Source organism: Nocardiopsis sp. YSL2, from assembly GCF_030555055.1.
GTDB lineage: Bacteria > Actinomycetota > Actinomycetes > Streptosporangiales > Streptosporangiaceae > Nocardiopsis.
Window position 1 is genome coordinate 6,262,369 of the sequence record NZ_JAMOAO010000001.1, and the last position, 16,241, is coordinate 6,278,609.

Genomic DNA, 16,241 nt, shown 5'->3' on the forward strand with positions numbered 1-16,241 from the left:
CTACGCCGTCGAGTGGGCCGGTTCGAGCGGGACCACCAGCGGGGCGCCGCTCACCGGGTCGGGCGTGATGGCGCAGGCGACTCCGAAGACGGCCTCGACCAGGTCCGGGGTGATCACGTCGCCCGGGTCCCCCTGGGCGACGACACCGCCGTCGCTCAGGGCGATGAGGTGGTCGGCGTAGCGGGAGGCTTCGTGGAGGTCGTGCAGAACCATGACGACGGTGACGCCGCGCTCCTGGTTGAGGGTGCGCAACAGCCGCAGGATCTCGAGCCGGTGGGCCAGATCGAGGTAGGTGGTGGGCTCGTCGAGCAGGAGGATCGGTGTTCGCTGCGCGAGGGTCATCGCGATCCAGGCACGCTGACGCTGCCCGCCGGAGAGTTCGTCGACCGCCCGTCCGGCGAGCTCGCCCATGCCGGTCGCTTCGAGTGCCCCGTCGACCGCGTCCTGATCGCTCCGGGTCCAGCGGCCGAAGGCTCCCCGGTGGGGATGACGGCCCCGGGCGACGAGGTCGGTGACGGTCAGCTGCTCGGGGACCGTGTTGGCCTGCGGCAGCAGTCCCAGTTCACGGGCGAGCTCGCGGGTCGGCCTGCGGTGGACCGGCTCACCGTCGAGGAGGACGGCCCCCGTGCCGGGAGCGAGCACCCGCCCCATCGTCTTGAGCAGTGTGGACTTGCCGCAGCCGTTGGGACCGATGATCGCGGTGACGGCTCGGTCGGGGATATCGAGGTCGATCGTGTCCAGGACGGTCCGGGATCCGTAGGCCACGGACAGCGCCTCGGAACGCAGGCGGGGCGGAGTGGACGCACTCATCGTTTTCCTGTTCGGTGAAGGAGCCACAGCAGGTAGGGGGCGCCGAGCGCTGCGGTGACGACGCCCGCGGGGATGGTGGTCGGCGCGAACAGGCGCTGGCCCAGGACGTCCGCGGTGAGCACGAGCATCCCTCCGACCAGCGCCGACGCGGTGAAGGTGAGGGCGCCGGCCGGTCCGGTCAGGCGGCGCGCGATATGCGGGGCGCCCAGGGCGACGAACGCGATCGGACCGGCCACGGCGACCGCGATACCGGTGAGCACGGCGGACATGCCGAGCAGCGCGGAACGCGTGTGCCGCACGTGCACGCCCGCGCCGGTGGCGATCTCGTCGCCGAGTTCGAGTACGGCGAGGCGGCGCAGCAGCCAGTACGCGCAGGGCAACGCGATCGCGAGGCCCAGGCCCGCAGCGCTCGCGTGGGTCCAGTCGCGGGCGTGCAGGCTCCCGGCCAGCCAGACCTCGGCGGCTCCGAGCCGCCCGGACGGGAGTCGGGCCATCACGAGCGACACCCCGGCGGAGGCGACGGCGTGCACGCCGATGCCGATGAGTACCAGGCGCCCGCCGGCGGCACCGGAGCGCCCGCCGAACACGTACAGCAGCGCGGTCGCGGCGGCGGCCCCGGCCGCGGCGGCCACCGGCAGCGCCAGCGGCGGCACGGCCGCACCGATCGCGAGCACGGCCGCGAGGCTCGCGCCACCGGTCACGCCGACCACGTCAGGTGAGGCGAGGGGATTGCGCAGGAGGCCCTGCATCAGAGTGCCGGCCGCGCCGAGGGCCATACCCACCAGCAGTGCGGTGAGGACCCGGGGCAGGCGCAACTGCTGGACGATGAACACCTGTCCGGGGTCGCCCGCGCCGACGACGGCGGTGACGACTCCGGGCAGCGCGATGTCGCTGGAGCCCAGCGACAGCGCCCACGCCGCGCCGGGCACGATCAGCGCCACCAGCACGGCCGCGACGGCGAGGCCGCGACGGGAGCGCTGCCGCAGGACGTGTTCGGCGGCGGTCTTCGCGGTCGTCATAGCGCGATCCTCTGTTTCATGACCATGCGGACCAGGACCGGCGCCCCGATGAGCGCGGTGATCACCCCGGCCTGGACTTCGCCGGGTCTGGCGACGATCCGGCCCAGCACGTCGGCGGCGAGCAGCACGGTCGGTCCCAGCAGGAGGGAGGCGGCCAGAAGCGCGCGGTGGTCACCACCGACGAGGATGCGGGCGATGTGCGGCACCGCCAGCCCGACGAAGGCGATCGGCCCGGCCGTGGCGACCGCGACCCCGGCCAGTACGAGCGCGGCGATCGCGGCGGCCAGCCGTACGCGGGCCGGGCGCTGCCCGAGGCCGACCGCGGCCTCGTCACCGAGTGACAACGCGTCCATCGGGCGGGCCAGGGCCCAGGCCGCGACCAGCGCGAGAGCGACCAGCGGCAGCAGCGGAACCATGGCGTCCACGTCGCGCCCGGCGAGCGAACCGGCCAGCCAGTTGCGGACCTCCTCCGCGGCGAACTCGTTGAGCGTCAACACGGCCGTGGTCCACGACGCCAGCAGTGTCGACACGATCGCTCCCGACAGTGCGAGCCGGACGGGTGACAGACCGTCCCGTCCGGAGCTCGCCAACAACAGCGCCACGCCGAATCCCAGGGCGCCGCCCAGGAAGGCCGCCCACACGGCGTGGACGGCGGGGAGTTCGAGCACCACCATGCTCACCACGACCGCGAACCCGGCCCCGGCGCTGATGCCGAGCATCGACGGCGATGCCAGCGGGTTGCGGGTGGCCCCCTGCAACAGCACGCCGGACACGGCCAGGCACACGCCGGCCACGAGACCCGCGGCGGTGCGCGGCAGGCGCAGTTCGGCGACGATCAGGTGCGCCTCGGACTCGCGCGCGCCCAGCACGGCGGCGACGACGTCCCCCAGCGGAAGCGTGACCGAGCCGACCGCCGCGCTGGCCGCCACGGCGGCGGCCAGCGCGAGCACGGTCGCCCCGATCACGACGGGCCGCCTGGTCACCCCTGTTCCACGAGGTATTCCTCGATGTCGTCGAGCATGGCGTTCGCGGCGCCGATGCCTCCGCCGAGGTTCCAGTGGCTCTCATTGACTTCGTGGACGGCGTCGTTCTCGACCGCGGAGAGGCGCTGCCAGAGCTCGGTCGAGGTCCACGTCGCCATGTTCTCCTCGGTCTCCTGGCTGCCGCTGTCGCTGTACCACTTCTCGGAGACCATCACGAAGATGACATCGCCGTCCATGTCGGGGATGCGCTCCTCGCTGATCTCGATGAGCTGCTCGGAGTCCTCCCAGTCCTCGACGCGCTGCGCTTCGGGGCGCTCCAGGCCCGCGTCCCGCATCACCGAGCCGGGGAAGCCGGTGAGGTAGATGCGCACCTGGTCGGGCATGAAGCGGACCATCGAGGCCTCGATGTCCCCGGAGCCGGCGGCCTCGGCGGTCTCGGCGACCTCGGCCGCGTGCGCCTCGTAGTCGGCGAGGATCTCCTCGCCCTTGTCCTCCAGGCACAGCGCGTCGGCGTACAGCGACACGTTCTCCTTCCAGGACACGCCGATGGTCTCGGCGAACACGGTCGGAGCGATCTGGGAGAGCTGGTCGTACAGGGCCTCGTGCCGCAGCTTGGACCCGAGGATGACATCGGGCTGCAGGGCCGCGACGGCTTCGAGGTCGGGTTCGATCTCGGTACCGACGACGGTGGCCTCCTCGACCTCGTCGGGGAGGTACTCGTACCAGTCGTCGGTCCACGGCTGCACCACGCCCACCGGGGTCACACCCAGGGCGAGGACGGAGTCGGTCGCGCCCTGGCCGAGCGTGACGACCTTCTGCGGGGCGCACTCGATGTCGACGGTGTCCATCGTGTGCTCGACGGTCACGGTCGTCGAGGCGGCTTCGGTCTCGGCGGCGCCACCGCCGCCGCCGCACGCGGTGAGGGTCAGGGCAAGGCCGGCGGCCAACGCGACCAGGACTGGGGGATGGGAGGGATGCACTCGTTCTCCAAAGACGTCGAACTGGGACCAGGGGGCAGAAGGTTAGCCTAACCTTTGCTCTCCCTTGTCACATCCTTCCCACTCTGTAAGTTAGTTCACTTTTCAGTCATCTTGCCTCATCAGCCCCACCAGCCCCACCAGCCCCAACGAAGTTGAGTGCGCGAGGTGCACCGGACCACCGAGGCCGTCCGGGCGCGGCTCCTCACACGTGGCCGTGGCGTCCCGACCGGAGAGCGGGCGGATCGGGTGGGGCCACCGGGCAGGACCGGCCGTCCGCGGACTGAGCGCGGGTGCGACCTCGCCGCCTTCGCCAGCTCGTCCGCGCTCCGGGGCCCGGTCGGCCGGGAGCGTCTCCACCGGCGCACGGAGCGTCCCCACGAGGTCTGGTCCAGGGTTCCGCGGCTACGGGTACCGGCGGCGGGGGTGACGGAGACATCATGGAGACCTAGGGGTTGGTGGTGAACGAGATGCCGAGCACACACCCTGGGCCGGTTCCCGGCCCACCAGTGCCGTCCGGGGCTGCGGAACCCGTCGGCGCGACGAACGACGCGGCGGCGGTGATCGCCGGGTCCGGCACGGTCCTCGGCTGGACCACCGGTGCGGAGAACCTCCTCGGATACCCGCCCACCGCGGTGCTCGGCCGGTCCGCGGCCCCGCTGCTCGCGGAACCCGGGGACCCGGCGCGCACGGCGCGGATCGCCGAGCGGTGCCGATCGGGTGCCGGCTGGCACGGCCTGATCGCGCTCCGGCACCGGGACGGCCGTCGGATCGAGGTGGAGGTACGGGCCTCCGCCGCCTTCCTCCTGGAGGGTCGGGAGTGCTTCCTGGTCACGGGGCGGGAGCACAAGCCGGGGTGGACGGTGGGGCGGTCCGTGCTGGACGGATTCCTGACCCGCTCCCCGATCGGCATGGCCGTGCTCGACACGGACCTGCGCTACGTCTGGCTGAACGACACCTTGGAGCGGTTCGGCGGCGTGCCGCGGGAACAGCGCCTGGGCCTGCGGCTGAGCGATGTCCTCCCCGGGCTCAAAGCGGATCCGATCGAGGCCGTCATGCGGCGCGTCCTGGAGACCGGCGCTCCCGTGATCGACCACGAGTACCAGGGCTGGAGCTGGGCGGACCCGCAGCGGCCGCACGCCTACTCCACCTCCTTCTTCCCGCTGATCAGCGACGAGGACGCCATCACCGGCGTGTGCTACATGGTCATGGACGTCACCGACCGGTGGAACGCCCAGCACCGCCTGGCCCTGATCAACGACGCGGGCGCACGGATCGGCAGCACCCTGGACGTGACGCGCACGGCCCAGGAACTCGCGGACTTCGCGGTACCGCGTTTCGCCGACTTCGTCGTGGTCGACCTGCTCGAGCCGGTGCTCAGCGCGCAGGAGCCGCCGCCCTGGCCCCCTGGCGCCAGGCCCGTGATGCGCAGAGCCGGTCTGCGGTCGGTGCGGGAGGGCTGCCCGGAGGCGGTCGCCAGGGTCGGGGACCGGGTCGACTTCGTGCCTCCTCCGCACGACGCCCGCTACCTGGTCGAGGGCGACGCCGTGCTGATCCCGGTCCTGGACCCCGACGACGACGCCTGGGCGGTGGAGCAGCCGGCGCGGGTCGAGTCCATCCGGCGGTTCGGCCTGCACTCCCTCGTCTCCGTGCCCCTGCGGGCGCGCGAGTCGGTGCTGGGCCTGGTCACGTTCATCAGGTCGCAGAACCCGACGTCCTTCGAACCCGACGATCTGCTGCTGGCCCGGGACCTGGCGGGACGGGCGGCCCTGTGCGTGGACAACGCCCGCCGCTACTCGCGCGAGCACATCACGGCCCTGACACTCCAGCGCAACCTGCTCCCGCACGCCCTGGCCCGCGGGACCGTTCTGGAGATGGCCTCCGCCTACCTTCCCGCGGACGCGAGGGACGGGGTCGGCGGTGACTGGTTCGACGCCATACCGCTGTCCGGTGCCCGCGTGGCCCTCGTCGTCGGCGACGTGGTGGGGCACGGGATCACCGCCGCCGCGACGATGGGCCGCCTGAGCACCGCCGTGCACACACTCGCCGACATGGACCTGCCTCCCGACGAGGTGCTGGCCCACCTGGACGATCTGGTGATGCGCCTGGCCGAGGAGGACCCGGCGGACCAGGCGACGGCCACGGCCGTTCTGGGGGCCACCTGCCTGTACGCCGTCTACGATCCCGTCACCCGGCGCTGTGCGATGGCACGCGCCGGGCACCCGCCGCCGATCGTGGTATCACCCGACGGCAGCGTAGCCTTCCCCGACCTTCCGGCCGGCCCGCCTCTCGGGCTGGGCGGGCTCCCCTTCGAGGCGGCGGAGCTGGACCTGCCCGAGGGCAGCCTGCTCGGCCTCTACACCGACGGCCTCATCCAGGTGGCCGGCCAGGACCCCGACCTCGGCCTGTCCCGGCTCGGCCACGCCCTGGCCGAGCCGGGGCTCCCGCTCGACGACCTCTGCGCGCGGACCGTCGAACGGCTCCTCACGGGACCGCACAGGGATGACGCCGCCCTGCTGCTCGCCCGTACGCACGCCCTGAGGCCGGATCAGATCGCCTCATGGGCCGTACCGTCCGACCCGGCCGCCGTGGCGGACGCCCGCGCCCTGGCCTGCGGACAGCTGGAGGAGTGGGGGCTCGGCGAGCTGGCGATGACGACCGAGCTGATCGTCAGCGAGCTGGTCACCAACGCCATCCGCTACGGGACCGGGCCGATCCGGCTCCGACTGCTGCGGCAGTCCGCACTCATCTGCGAGGTCTCCGACGCCAGCAGCACCTCGCCCCGGCTGCGGCACGCCCGCACCACCGACGAGGGCGGACGCGGCCTGTTCCTGGTCGCCCAGCTCACCCACCGATGGGGCACGCGGTACACCCGGGACGGCAAGATCATCTGGGCCGAGCAGAGCGTCCCGGCCGGGACCGCCGGCCCCGGGGCGAGCTGACCAGGGGTGCGCTCCACACCACCGGTCGCGCCACCGCCCGTGTGAGCACCCCGAAGACGAACGGACACCGTTCAGAAGACGATGGTCACGAACTCCGTGTCGGCCGTGTTGCGCACCACCACCGAGGCCACGTCCTGCGGGGCGACGTCGGCGAACCCGCCGGGGCGGCTGCCCGCGGACGCGCTCTCGGCGGAGACCGTCCAGGCGGCCGCGACCTCGGCCCGGCCGTCCGCGGTGACGACGACCACCTCGCACTCCTCACCCTCCGGGATGCCGGTGATGAACGACTCCAGCCGCAGGCCCGTGGACTCGGGTTCCAGGCGCACCGTGGCGCTCGCCCCGGTGTCCGGGTCCTCCTGCGCGGCGACCACCGTGCCCGACGCCAGACGGGTCACCTCCGCCTGCGGGGGCGCCGCGGGCGCCAGAACCCGCCCGGTGACGACGCCGATCCCGGCGAGCACGACCCCGGCCAGGACGGCGGCCAGGGCCAGGCGCAGGGCGCGGCGGCGGCGCTGAACCGCGCGCTCGGCCCCCGCGCGCTGGATCGTGGCGCGCAGCGGGGCCTGAACCCCCTCAGGAGGCGGCCCGTCCAGGAAGGCCTCCGGAGGCAGCTCGCCCAGGACGCCGCGGACGGCGTCCAACTCGCGCAGCTCGGCCCGGCACTGTTCGCAGCCCGCCAGGTGGGCCTCCACCGCGGCTTCCTCGTGCGCGTCCAGGGCACCCAGGGTGTAGGCGCCCAGCAGTTCGGGGTCATGGGTCCCTGACGTCATCGGGCCATCCCCTTCCCCGGCGACGCGCGGCGGCCGAAGCGGCGGCGCAGCGCCTGAAGTGCGTGGTAGGAGCGCGATTTGACCGTTCCCGGCGGCACCCCCAGCACCCGAGCGGCCTCCGCCACACTGCGCTTGCGGAAATATACCTCGACGAGCACGGCGCGGTGGTCGGCGGAGAGGCTGTCCAGAGCGTCCATCACCACGATCGAGTCCACCACGGAATCGGCGTGATCGTCCTGCGGTGGCTCGGTGCCGGCGGCGGGGGCGACCTCCGCGGGCCGTGCCTGACGGGCCCGGGCACGGTCGATGACGATGTTGCGCGCCACGGTCAGCAGCCAGCCGCGCACCGAGCCCTTGGAATTGGCCAGTACGTCGGGGTTGCGCCAGGCCCGGATGAAGGTCTCCTGGGCGACGTCCTCGGCCGCGGACCGGTCGCCGGTCAGGCGGGCGGCGTAGGCGAGCACCGCCGCGCCGTGCTCGTTGTAGAGCGAACGGATCAGCGCCTCGTCCTCGGCTTCGCGCCGACGGCGCGAGCCCCACAGGGCCATCCGTCCCTCCCCCCTCTGCGTTCGGTGCGGCCCCAGCCTTGCGGACTCGGGTCCCGTGCGCAATCCCCCTTCCGCTCCGGGCGGAGCGTCCGGGCCTCTGGGCGGGTGAGGGGGTCGCTCCCCGCCCAGAGGCCGTGGGATCGCGCGGTGCGCGTGGTCAGTATCCGCTGTCGGAGTCGTCATCGTCAGCGCCGCCATCGCCGGTGCCGGTGCCGTCTCCGGCGATCGCGCCGGTCGGGGTGATCGCGAACCAGACGTCGTTCACGCCGTGGCCGTTGACGTCGCCGGGGGCGCCGTCCTCGGCGTAGCGGTACAGCGCCCATCCGTTCAGGGTCACCTGGTCCAGCCGGTTCTCGCGCTCGACCGAGTCGAACAGGGAGGCGTCGAGGCCGTCGGAGAAGTCGAACTCCGACATGGCCAGGGCCGGGGGCCAGGTCTCGGCGCAGTCGTCGAAGCAGGTCGCCTCGGGCGGGTCGGCGGAGTCCTGCTCGAAGCGGTACAGGGTGAAGCCCTCGTCGTCGACCAGGATCTCCCCCAGTTCGGGGTCCTGCCTCACCTGGAATCCCTGCGGACAGAAGCCCTCGGTCCAGGGCTCGTCCTGGGCCTTGGTACCCGTCGGGCTCACGGCGTACCAGTTCTCCTGCGCGCCCTCGCCGTTGGTGTCGCCGGGGGCCGCGTCGGCCGCGTGGCGGTACAGCGGCCATCCGCCCAGGGTCGCCTGCTCGATGCCGTCCTCACGGTCGATACTGCCCAGCTTCTCGCCGCCCCCGGGCATCGTCATCTCCTGCGCCGCGGCGACCGGGATCCACTCGTCGGTGCAGTCGTCGTAGCACGCCGAGGCCTGCTCCTCCGGGGAGTCCTGGTCGAAGCGGTACAGGGTGTGGCCGGCGGCGTCGGTGACCAGCTCGCCGAGCGTCTCGTGCCCTCGCAGGGCCAGGGCCAGCACGTTGTCGGCGGGGTTGGCGTCCTCGGCGCCGTCCTCCACGGGGGACGACGCCTGCGGCGGTTCGGAGGCGTAGGGGTCGGCTGCCGTGGAGGGGCCGGCGGTGCCGCACCCGGTGAGCAGGGCCAGCCCGAGCGCCCCGGCGGCCAGGGGGTAGAACTTCTTCGCACGCATGCTCCGCGTCCCTTTCATGGTTTCCTGTCCCGGGCTGCGATCAGAATCCGCGGCTGCTGAGTCTCGGCCCGAAGTTTCAGCGTCACCAGGTACACGGACGCCTGCGGGATCCGGTTCAAATTTTCTTTTCGGGACGTTCCCGCCCGGCCGTGGGAAGCGGAGGGGTGGGCCCACCCGCACACGCCGCGCCCGCGCGCATCACCCGCGCCGACGGGACCGGACGGCGCCGGGAGGCACTCGCGCTCCGGCCCCTGGGGCAGCGCGTCGGGACTGCGCGGTCATGTCCCGTCGGGGAAGTCGTCCACGTGCATGTCCCGGCCCTGGACGACGGTGCCGCCGGAGACGTCTCCGTTCACGGAGTTCACGACACCGCCGCCGTTTCCCGCCCCGGGTGCGGCCGGGGGCGCGTTCCTGGCGGTGGTGGCCCAGACGAGCACGTTGGCGACCAGGGCCAGGGCTGCGGTGATACCCGCGGCCCAGGAGGCCGCCTCCCACCCGCCGCGTGAGGTCGGCCCGCCGCCGAACCACAGCCCCGCCCCCAGTGCCGCCACGATCGCGACGCCCGCTACCACCGCACCGATCCATCTCATCTGGTTCATGCACCCGATTGTGGCGTGCGCGGCCCTGCGGAGTCAGGGGCGCGGGCGGGAACGGCCGCATGCGGCCCACGGGACGCCCGCGGCCTCCCGGCCTCCGGCGCGGGTGTCGGGCGGACGGTCGCCTTCCGCGCCCTGGGCGGGAGCAGGTGGGGGAGCCCGCGTGTGGAAGATCACCGCCGCCGAACGAGGGGACTGTGACCAGGACATCACCGGCCCGGGCAGGTTCGCCCCGGGACGGCGGGATGGCGTCCCCGTCCAAGGGGCATACTCCACTGCGCGGGTGCGGTGGGCGGACCCGGTGCGTGCTCGGGCGGGGCCGGATGGTTATGGTGCCCCCTGACCTTGTGCGCGGGGGCATCGGACACCGGCAATGGCGCCGCAGGGTTCCACCCCAGCAGGGGAGCAGACTCAGGAGGCAGCCAGCATGTTCCAGAAGATACTCGTGGCCAACCGCGGTGAGATCGCGATCCGCGCGTTGCGCGCGGGCAACGAGTTGCGGGCGAGGACCGTCGCGGTCTTCCCGCACGAGGACCGCAACTCCCTCCACCGGCTCAAGGCCGACGAGGCCTACCAGATCGGTGAGCCGGGCCACCCGGTGCGCGCCTACCTGTCCGTGGACGAGATCGTCCGCACCGCACTGGAGGCCGGCGCGGACGCGGTCTACCCCGGGTACGGCTTCCTGTCGGAGAACCCGGAGCTGGCGCGGGCGTGCCGCGAGGCCGGGATCACGTTCGTGGGTCCGCCGGCCGAGGTGCTGGAGCTGACCGGCAACAAGGCCACCGCGGTGGCCGCGGCCCGGGAGGCGGGCGTGCCGGTGCTGGGCTCCTCCGAGCCGACCACGGACGTCGACGCCCTGGTGGCCGCGTCCGAGGAGATCGGCTTCCCCCTGTTCGTCAAGGCCGTCGCGGGCGGCGGCGGCCGCGGCATGCGCCGGGTCGACGCCCCCGATGCGCTGCGCGAGTCGGTCGAGGCCGCCATGCGCGAGGCCGGGGCGGCCTTCGACGACCCCACGGTGTTCCTGGAGAAGGCCGTCGTCGAGCCCCGCCACATCGAGGTGCAGATCCTCGCCGACGGCGAGGGCGACGTGATCCACCTCTTCGAGCGGGACTGCTCGGTGCAGCGCCGCCACCAGAAGGTGGTCGAGCTGGCGCCCGCGCCCAACCTGGACCCGGAGCTGCGCGACCGCATGTGCGCCGACGCGGTGCGCTTCGCGCGCCGGATCGGCTACCGCAACGCGGGCACGGTGGAGTTCCTGGTGGACCGGGACGGCAACCACGTCTTCATCGAGATGAACCCGCGCATCCAGGTCGAGCACACGGTGACCGAGGAGGTCACCGATGTCGACCTGGTGCAGTCGCAGCTGCGCATCGCCGCCGGGGAGACACTGGACGATCTGGGGTTGAGCCAGGACTCCGTCACCCTGCGCGGTGCCGCTCTGCAGTGCCGGATCACGACCGAGGACCCGGCCAACGGCTTCCGGCCCGACACGGGCACGATCAGCGCCTACCGCTCCCCCGGCGGTTCGGGCATCCGCCTGGACGGCGGCACGGCCTCGGCCGGGACCGAGGTCAGCGCCTACTTCGACTCGCTGCTGGTCAAGCTCAGCTGCCGGGGCCGGGACTTCGAGACGGCGGTGAGCCGCGCGCGGCGCGCGGTGGCGGAGTTCCGCATCCGCGGTATCGCGACGAACATCCCGTTCCTGCAGGCGGTGCTGGAGGATCCGGACTTCCAGCAGGGGCGGGTGACGACCTCCTTCATCGAGGAGCGCCCGGAGCTGCTGACCGCGCGGCCCTCGGCCGACCGCGGCACGCGCCTGCTGACCTACCTGGCCGACGTGACGGTGAACAAGCCGCACGGGGACCGTCCACACCTGATCGACCCGGTCGCCAAGCTGCCCGCGACCGGGGAGGACGCTCCGCGTGCGGGCTCCAAGCAGAGGCTGGACGAGCTGGGCCCGGAGGGGTTCGCGCGGTGGCTGCGGTCCTCCGACCGGTTGGGCGTCACCGACACCACCTTCCGCGACGCGCACCAGTCGCTGCTGGCCACGCGGGTGCGGACCAAGGACCTGCTCGCCGTGGCGCCGACGGTGGCGCGTACCCTGCCGGACCTGCTGTCGCTGGAGTGCTGGGGCGGGGCGACCTACGACGTCGCGCTGCGGTTCCTGGCCGAGGACCCCTGGGAGCGGCTGGCCGCGCTGCGCGAGGCCGTGCCCAACATCTGCCTGCAGATGCTGCTGCGCGGCCGCAACACGGTCGGCTACACCCCCTACCCCGCGGAGGTGACCTCGGCGTTCGTGCAGGAGGCGGCCGCCACCGGCGTGGACGTGTTCCGGATCTTCGACGCGCTCAACGACGTCGAGCAGATGCGGCCGGCGATCGAGGCCGTCCGTGAGACCGGCACCGGGGTCGCCGAGGTCGCGCTGTGCTACACCTCGGACCTGTCCGACCCGTCCGAGAAGCTCTACACGCTCGACTACTACCTGGGTCTGGCCGAGCGGATCGTCGAGGCGGGCGCCCACGTGCTGGCGGTCAAGGACATGGCGGGGCTGCTGCGCGCCCCGGCGGCCGAGCGGCTGGTCACGGCGCTGCGCCGGGAGTTCGACCTGCCGGTGCACATCCACACGCACGACACCCCGGGCGGGCAGTTGGCCACCTACCTGTCGGCGGTGAACGCGGGCGCGGACGCCGTGGACGGGGCGGTGGCGTCCATGGCGGGCACGACCTCGCAGCCGTCGCTGTCGGCGATCGTGGCGGCCTTCGACCACTCCGACCGGTCGACGGGGCTGGACCTGGGCGCGGTGAACGCGCTGGAGCCGTACTGGGAGGCCGTGCGCCGGGTGTACGCGCCCTTCGAGGCCGGACTGGCCTCGCCCACCGGGCGCGTGTACACGCACGAGATCCCGGGCGGGCAGCTGTCGAACCTGCGCACCCAGGCGATCGCGCTGGGGCTGGGCGACCGGTTCGAGGACATCGAGGCGATGTACGCGGCCGCCGACCGGATGCTGGGCCGGCTGGTCAAGGTCACGCCCTCGTCGAAGGTGGTGGGCGACCTGGCCCTGCACCTGGTCGGGGCCGGGGTCTCGCCCGAGGACTTCGAGGCGGACCCGGACCGGTTCGACATCCCCGACTCGGTGATCGGCTTCCTGCGGGGCGAACTGGGCGTGCCGCCCGGCGCCTGGCCCGAGCCGTTCCGCACCAAGGCCCTGCGCGGTCGCGCGGAGGCCCGTCCGACCGAGGAGCTGACGGAGGAGGACCGGGTCGGTCTGGCCAAGGACCGGCGCGTGACGCTCAACCGCCTGCTCTTCCCCGGCCCGACGCGGGAGTTCCAGGAGCACCGCGCGTCCTACAGCGACACCAGCGTGCTCGACAGCCCGGACTTCTTCTACGGGCTGCGTGAGGGCGCGGAGCACGTGGTGGACCTGGAGCCGGGCGTGCGGCTGCTGATCGGCCTGGAGGCGGTCAGCGAGGCCGACGAGCGGGGCGTGCGCACGGTGATGACCACGCTCAACGACCAGCTCCGTCCGCTGCAGATCCGGGACCGGGCGCTGTCCTCGGCCGTGCGCGAGGCGGAGAAGGCCGACCGCGCCAACCCGGGGCACGTGGCGGTGCCCTTCGCCGGGGTGGTCACGCTGACGGTGTCCGAGGGCGACGAGGTGGCGGCCGGGGACACGGTGGCCACGATCGAGGCGATGAAGATGGAGGCGTCGATCACCGCCCCGAAGGCCGGAACGGTCAAGCGGATCGCGGTCGAGGACGTCCAGCGCGTGGAGGGCGGGGACCTGCTGCTCAGCCTGTCCTGACATCGCCTTGGGCGTCCGGGTCCGGTCCGGCCGCGCACCGACACTCCTGGTCGGTGCGCGGCCGGACCGCTGTCGGCGGTGCCGGTGGCGCACGCGTGCGTCCGGGGCGCGGTGGCGGCGGATCAGTGCGGTCGGCGGTGGCGTCCGCGGGGCCGGGGACACAATGAGCGCTCCCCGCCCGCCCCCACCGTGAGGAGAACCGAACATGGAGAGCGCACTGGCCGCAGCGGAGAAGGTCCTGGCTCCGCTGCCCGAGTTGTCCCCCGACGTCGAAGAGATGTACAAGGACCTGCACCGCCACCCCGAGCTGGGTTTCCAGGAGTTCAGGACCGCGGGCATCGCCGCGGAGAGCCTGCGCGCATGCGGCTACGAGGTCCACGAGGGGGTCGGCGGCACGGGCGTCGTCGGGCTGCTGCGCAACGGGGAGGGCCCGGTGGTGCTCCTGCGCGCCGACATGGACGGCCTCCCCGTGGCCGAGGACAGCGGCCTGGAGTACGCGGCCACGGACGCCACCGGTCTGCGCGACGGCCGTCAGGTCCCGGTCATGCACGCGTGCGGACACGATGTCCACGTCGCGTGCCTGGTCGGGGCGGCGCGGCTGCTCGCCCGCGCGCGGGAGCACTGGTCGGGGACGGTGGTGGCGCTGTTCCAGCCGGCGGAGGAGCTCGGGACGGGCGCGCGCGCCATGCTGGCGGACGGGCTCTTCGACCGGGTACCGCGTCCGGACGCCGTGCTGGCCCAGCACGTCTCCCCTCTGGCCGCCGGGCACACGGCCTACTGCCCGGGCGTGTGCATGGCCGCCTCGGACGAGGTCCGCATCACCTTCCACGGGGTCGGCGGGCACGGCTCCCGCCCGGAGGCCGCCAACGACCCGGTACTGACGGCGGCGGCCTTCGTCCAGCGCGTGCAGATGATCGTCTCGCGGGAGATCGCCACCGGGGAGCGGGCGGTACTGACCGTCGGCTCCATCACCGCGGGGGAGGCGGCCAACGTCATCCCCGACACCGCGGAGGTGGCGCTCAGTGTGCGCAGCTTCACCCCTTCCGTGCGCACGCGCGTCCTGGCGTCGATCGAACGCATCGCCCGGGCCGAGTCCGACGCGGCCGGAGCCCCCCGGCACCCGGACGTCCGGCATTCGAGCGGCTTCCCGGTCTCGCGCAACGACGACGCTCTGACGGACCGCGTCAACGCCGCTCTGCGCGACCGGCTGGGAGAGGACAAGGTGCACGAGATCGGACCCATCACCGGCAGCGAGGACGTGCAGCACCTCGCCGACGCCGCCGGCGCGCCCCTCTACTACTGGTGGGTGGGGGGCTGGGAGTCGGAGGAGTTCCTCCGCGCCTACCGGGCCGGCACCGCCGATCGCGACATCCCCGCCAACCACTCCCCCAGGTTCGCGCCCGTGCTCCGGCCCACGCTCGGTACGGGGGTGACGACGATGACGGTCGCGGCCCTGTCCTGCCTGGCGGCGGGCGGCTGACCGCCCGCGTCTCCCCCGTCCCGGCCCCGGCAACGGGGCGGCCGCGGCGAGCGGGCCGACCGGCACGCGGGCGGAGCACGCCCTAAGGCGTGTGCGGGTCCGCCCACAGGTCCATGGGCACGTGGCCCGTGGCGCGGCCCGCCCGGTCCAGGAGCCGTCCCGTGCGTTTGACCGAGCGCAGGCTCACCGCGCGGTCCACGACGTCGACGTCGGGGTGGGCGGCCGCGACCCGGTGCTCCCAGTCGGCGAGGTCCTCCAGGCGGTGCAGCCAGACGATCGCGACCGCCGACGCCTGCCCGGCCACATGGGCCGCCATGCGCGTCTCGGGCATGGCGGCCAGGCCGGCGCACACGTCAGCGATCCGCCCCACCGGGATGTTCAGCCACAGCGACACGTGCACGGGCCACCCCGCCTCGCGGGCGGCGGTGTCGCACCGGATGGTCAGCCGCCCCGACCGCACCAGGTCCGGGACCCTGCGCCGCAGCGTGCTGGAGGCGACACCGGTCCTGCGGGCGAGCTCGGAGTAGGGCATCCGGCCGTCCTCCCCCAGGGCGAGGATGAGCTCGCGGTGCGGCGTCAGGGCGCGCGGCTGCGCGCCCGCCTCCTTGTGCTCCTCGCCGATCCTCCTGCGCTGGCCGGGGTCGAGGCTGTCCAGGCGCCAGGAGCCGGCGTCGCGTGCCATGCGCACGATCATCGTGGTGCGCACCCACTGCACGCCGAACACCCGGGGGAGCACGTCGAGGACGACGGAGGTCACCGACTGCTGGGTGACCGCGGCGACGGTCACGAGCAGGTCCCGGCTCCCGCTGGTGATCTCCACGCTCACCGCGTGCGGGCAGCGGGCGATCCGGCCCGCGGCCTCCTCGGTCTGACCGGCGGCGCAGCCGACCTCCACGAGCGCCATGCCGCCCCACGGCAGTTGCGAGGGACCCACGTAGCAGGTGATCCACGCGAACCCCTCCTCCGTGAGCTGCGCCCACCGGCGCGAGAGCGTGGAGGCGTCGACCCCGAGGGGCTCGGCCAGCTCGGTCCACGACGCACGCGGGGAGAGCTGCATGGCGTTGATCATCATGAGGTCCAGTTCGTCCATTCGGCCCATCCGTGCAGTCTCGAACCCGATATGACCTTTTCGTGAATAAATGCACCCTATCCAGTGGCCGTGGCCATGCTGGGGACCGTTCGCCCCACCGGGGGCGG

Annotated in this window: 12 protein-coding genes; 3 read left to right on the forward strand and 9 right to left on the reverse strand. The window is 73.2% G+C overall.

What is annotated here, in order from left to right; translation table 11 throughout:
* The 4 genes from M1P99_RS27480 to M1P99_RS27495 are packed head-to-tail and all read right to left on the reverse strand — an operon-like array spanning position 1 to position 3,792.
* Complete coding sequence (locus M1P99_RS27480) at positions 1 to 810, reverse strand: ABC transporter ATP-binding protein (protein ID WP_304455491.1); 810 nt, start codon at positions 808 to 810, stop codon at positions 1 to 3.
* Positions 807 to 1,829: an iron chelate uptake ABC transporter family permease subunit gene (locus tag M1P99_RS27485; RefSeq protein WP_304455492.1), complete on the reverse strand. Its 1,023-nt coding sequence runs from the start codon at positions 1,827 to 1,829 to the stop codon at positions 807 to 809. The genes M1P99_RS27480 and M1P99_RS27485 overlap by 4 nt, the downstream gene beginning before the upstream one ends.
* The gene (locus M1P99_RS27490) at positions 1,826 to 2,812 is read right to left on the reverse strand and encodes an iron ABC transporter permease (protein WP_304455493.1); all 987 of its coding nucleotides are present in this window, start codon (positions 2,810 to 2,812) and stop codon (positions 1,826 to 1,828) included. Before M1P99_RS27490 ends, M1P99_RS27485 begins: the two co-directional genes overlap by 4 nt.
* Positions 2,809 to 3,792: an ABC transporter substrate-binding protein gene (locus M1P99_RS27495; protein ID WP_304455494.1), complete on the reverse strand. Its 984-nt coding sequence runs from the start codon at positions 3,790 to 3,792 to the stop codon at positions 2,809 to 2,811. The genes M1P99_RS27490 and M1P99_RS27495 overlap by 4 nt, the downstream gene beginning before the upstream one ends.
* A 467-nt stretch (positions 3,793 to 4,259) precedes the next feature.
* Here M1P99_RS27495 and M1P99_RS27500 point away from each other — a divergent pair, with 467 nt between their 5' ends.
* Positions 4,260 to 6,731, forward strand: a complete 2,472-nt coding sequence (locus tag M1P99_RS27500) for a SpoIIE family protein phosphatase (RefSeq protein ID WP_304455495.1) — start codon at positions 4,260 to 4,262, stop codon at positions 6,729 to 6,731.
* 71 nt (positions 6,732 to 6,802) lie between these two features.
* On the opposite strand, the gene M1P99_RS27505 is transcribed toward M1P99_RS27500, so the two are convergent.
* The 4 genes from M1P99_RS27505 to M1P99_RS27520 all read right to left on the reverse strand — a co-directional run bounded on the left by M1P99_RS27505 (position 6,803) and on the right by M1P99_RS27520 (position 9,765).
* Positions 6,803 to 7,501: a zf-HC2 domain-containing protein gene (locus M1P99_RS27505; protein ID WP_304455496.1), complete on the reverse strand. Its 699-nt coding sequence runs from the start codon at positions 7,499 to 7,501 to the stop codon at positions 6,803 to 6,805.
* Positions 7,498 to 8,049, reverse strand: coding sequence for a sigma-70 family RNA polymerase sigma factor (locus M1P99_RS27510; protein WP_304455497.1), 552 nt, complete (start codon positions 8,047 to 8,049; stop codon positions 7,498 to 7,500). Before M1P99_RS27510 ends, M1P99_RS27505 begins: the two co-directional genes overlap by 4 nt.
* 157 nt (positions 8,050 to 8,206) lie before the next feature.
* Entirely contained in the window at positions 8,207 to 9,166 is a 960-nt protein-coding gene (locus M1P99_RS27515; protein WP_304455498.1) for a hypothetical protein, read from the reverse strand.
* Between the two features lie 278 nt (positions 9,167 to 9,444).
* The gene (locus M1P99_RS27520; RefSeq protein WP_304455499.1) at positions 9,445 to 9,765 is read right to left on the reverse strand and encodes a hypothetical protein; all 321 of its coding nucleotides are present in this window, start codon (positions 9,763 to 9,765) and stop codon (positions 9,445 to 9,447) included.
* 424 nt (positions 9,766 to 10,189) lie between these two features.
* On the opposite strand from M1P99_RS27520, the gene M1P99_RS27525 reads away from it, so the two are divergent.
* Both M1P99_RS27525 and M1P99_RS27530 read left to right on the forward strand, forming a co-directional pair.
* Entirely contained in the window at positions 10,190 to 13,564 is a 3,375-nt protein-coding gene (locus M1P99_RS27525) for a pyruvate carboxylase (RefSeq protein WP_304455500.1), read from the forward strand.
* 205 nt (positions 13,565 to 13,769) lie between these two features.
* On the forward strand, positions 13,770 to 15,044 hold the full coding sequence (locus M1P99_RS27530; protein ID WP_304455501.1) for an amidohydrolase: 1,275 nt from the start codon (positions 13,770 to 13,772) through the stop codon (positions 15,042 to 15,044).
* 82 nt (positions 15,045 to 15,126) lie between these two features.
* Here M1P99_RS27530 and M1P99_RS27535 read toward each other — a convergent pair whose 3' ends face one another.
* Positions 15,127 to 16,134, reverse strand: coding sequence for an Lrp/AsnC family transcriptional regulator (locus M1P99_RS27535; RefSeq protein WP_304455502.1), 1,008 nt, complete (start codon positions 16,132 to 16,134; stop codon positions 15,127 to 15,129).
* Positions 16,135 to 16,241 lie beyond the last annotated feature (107 nt).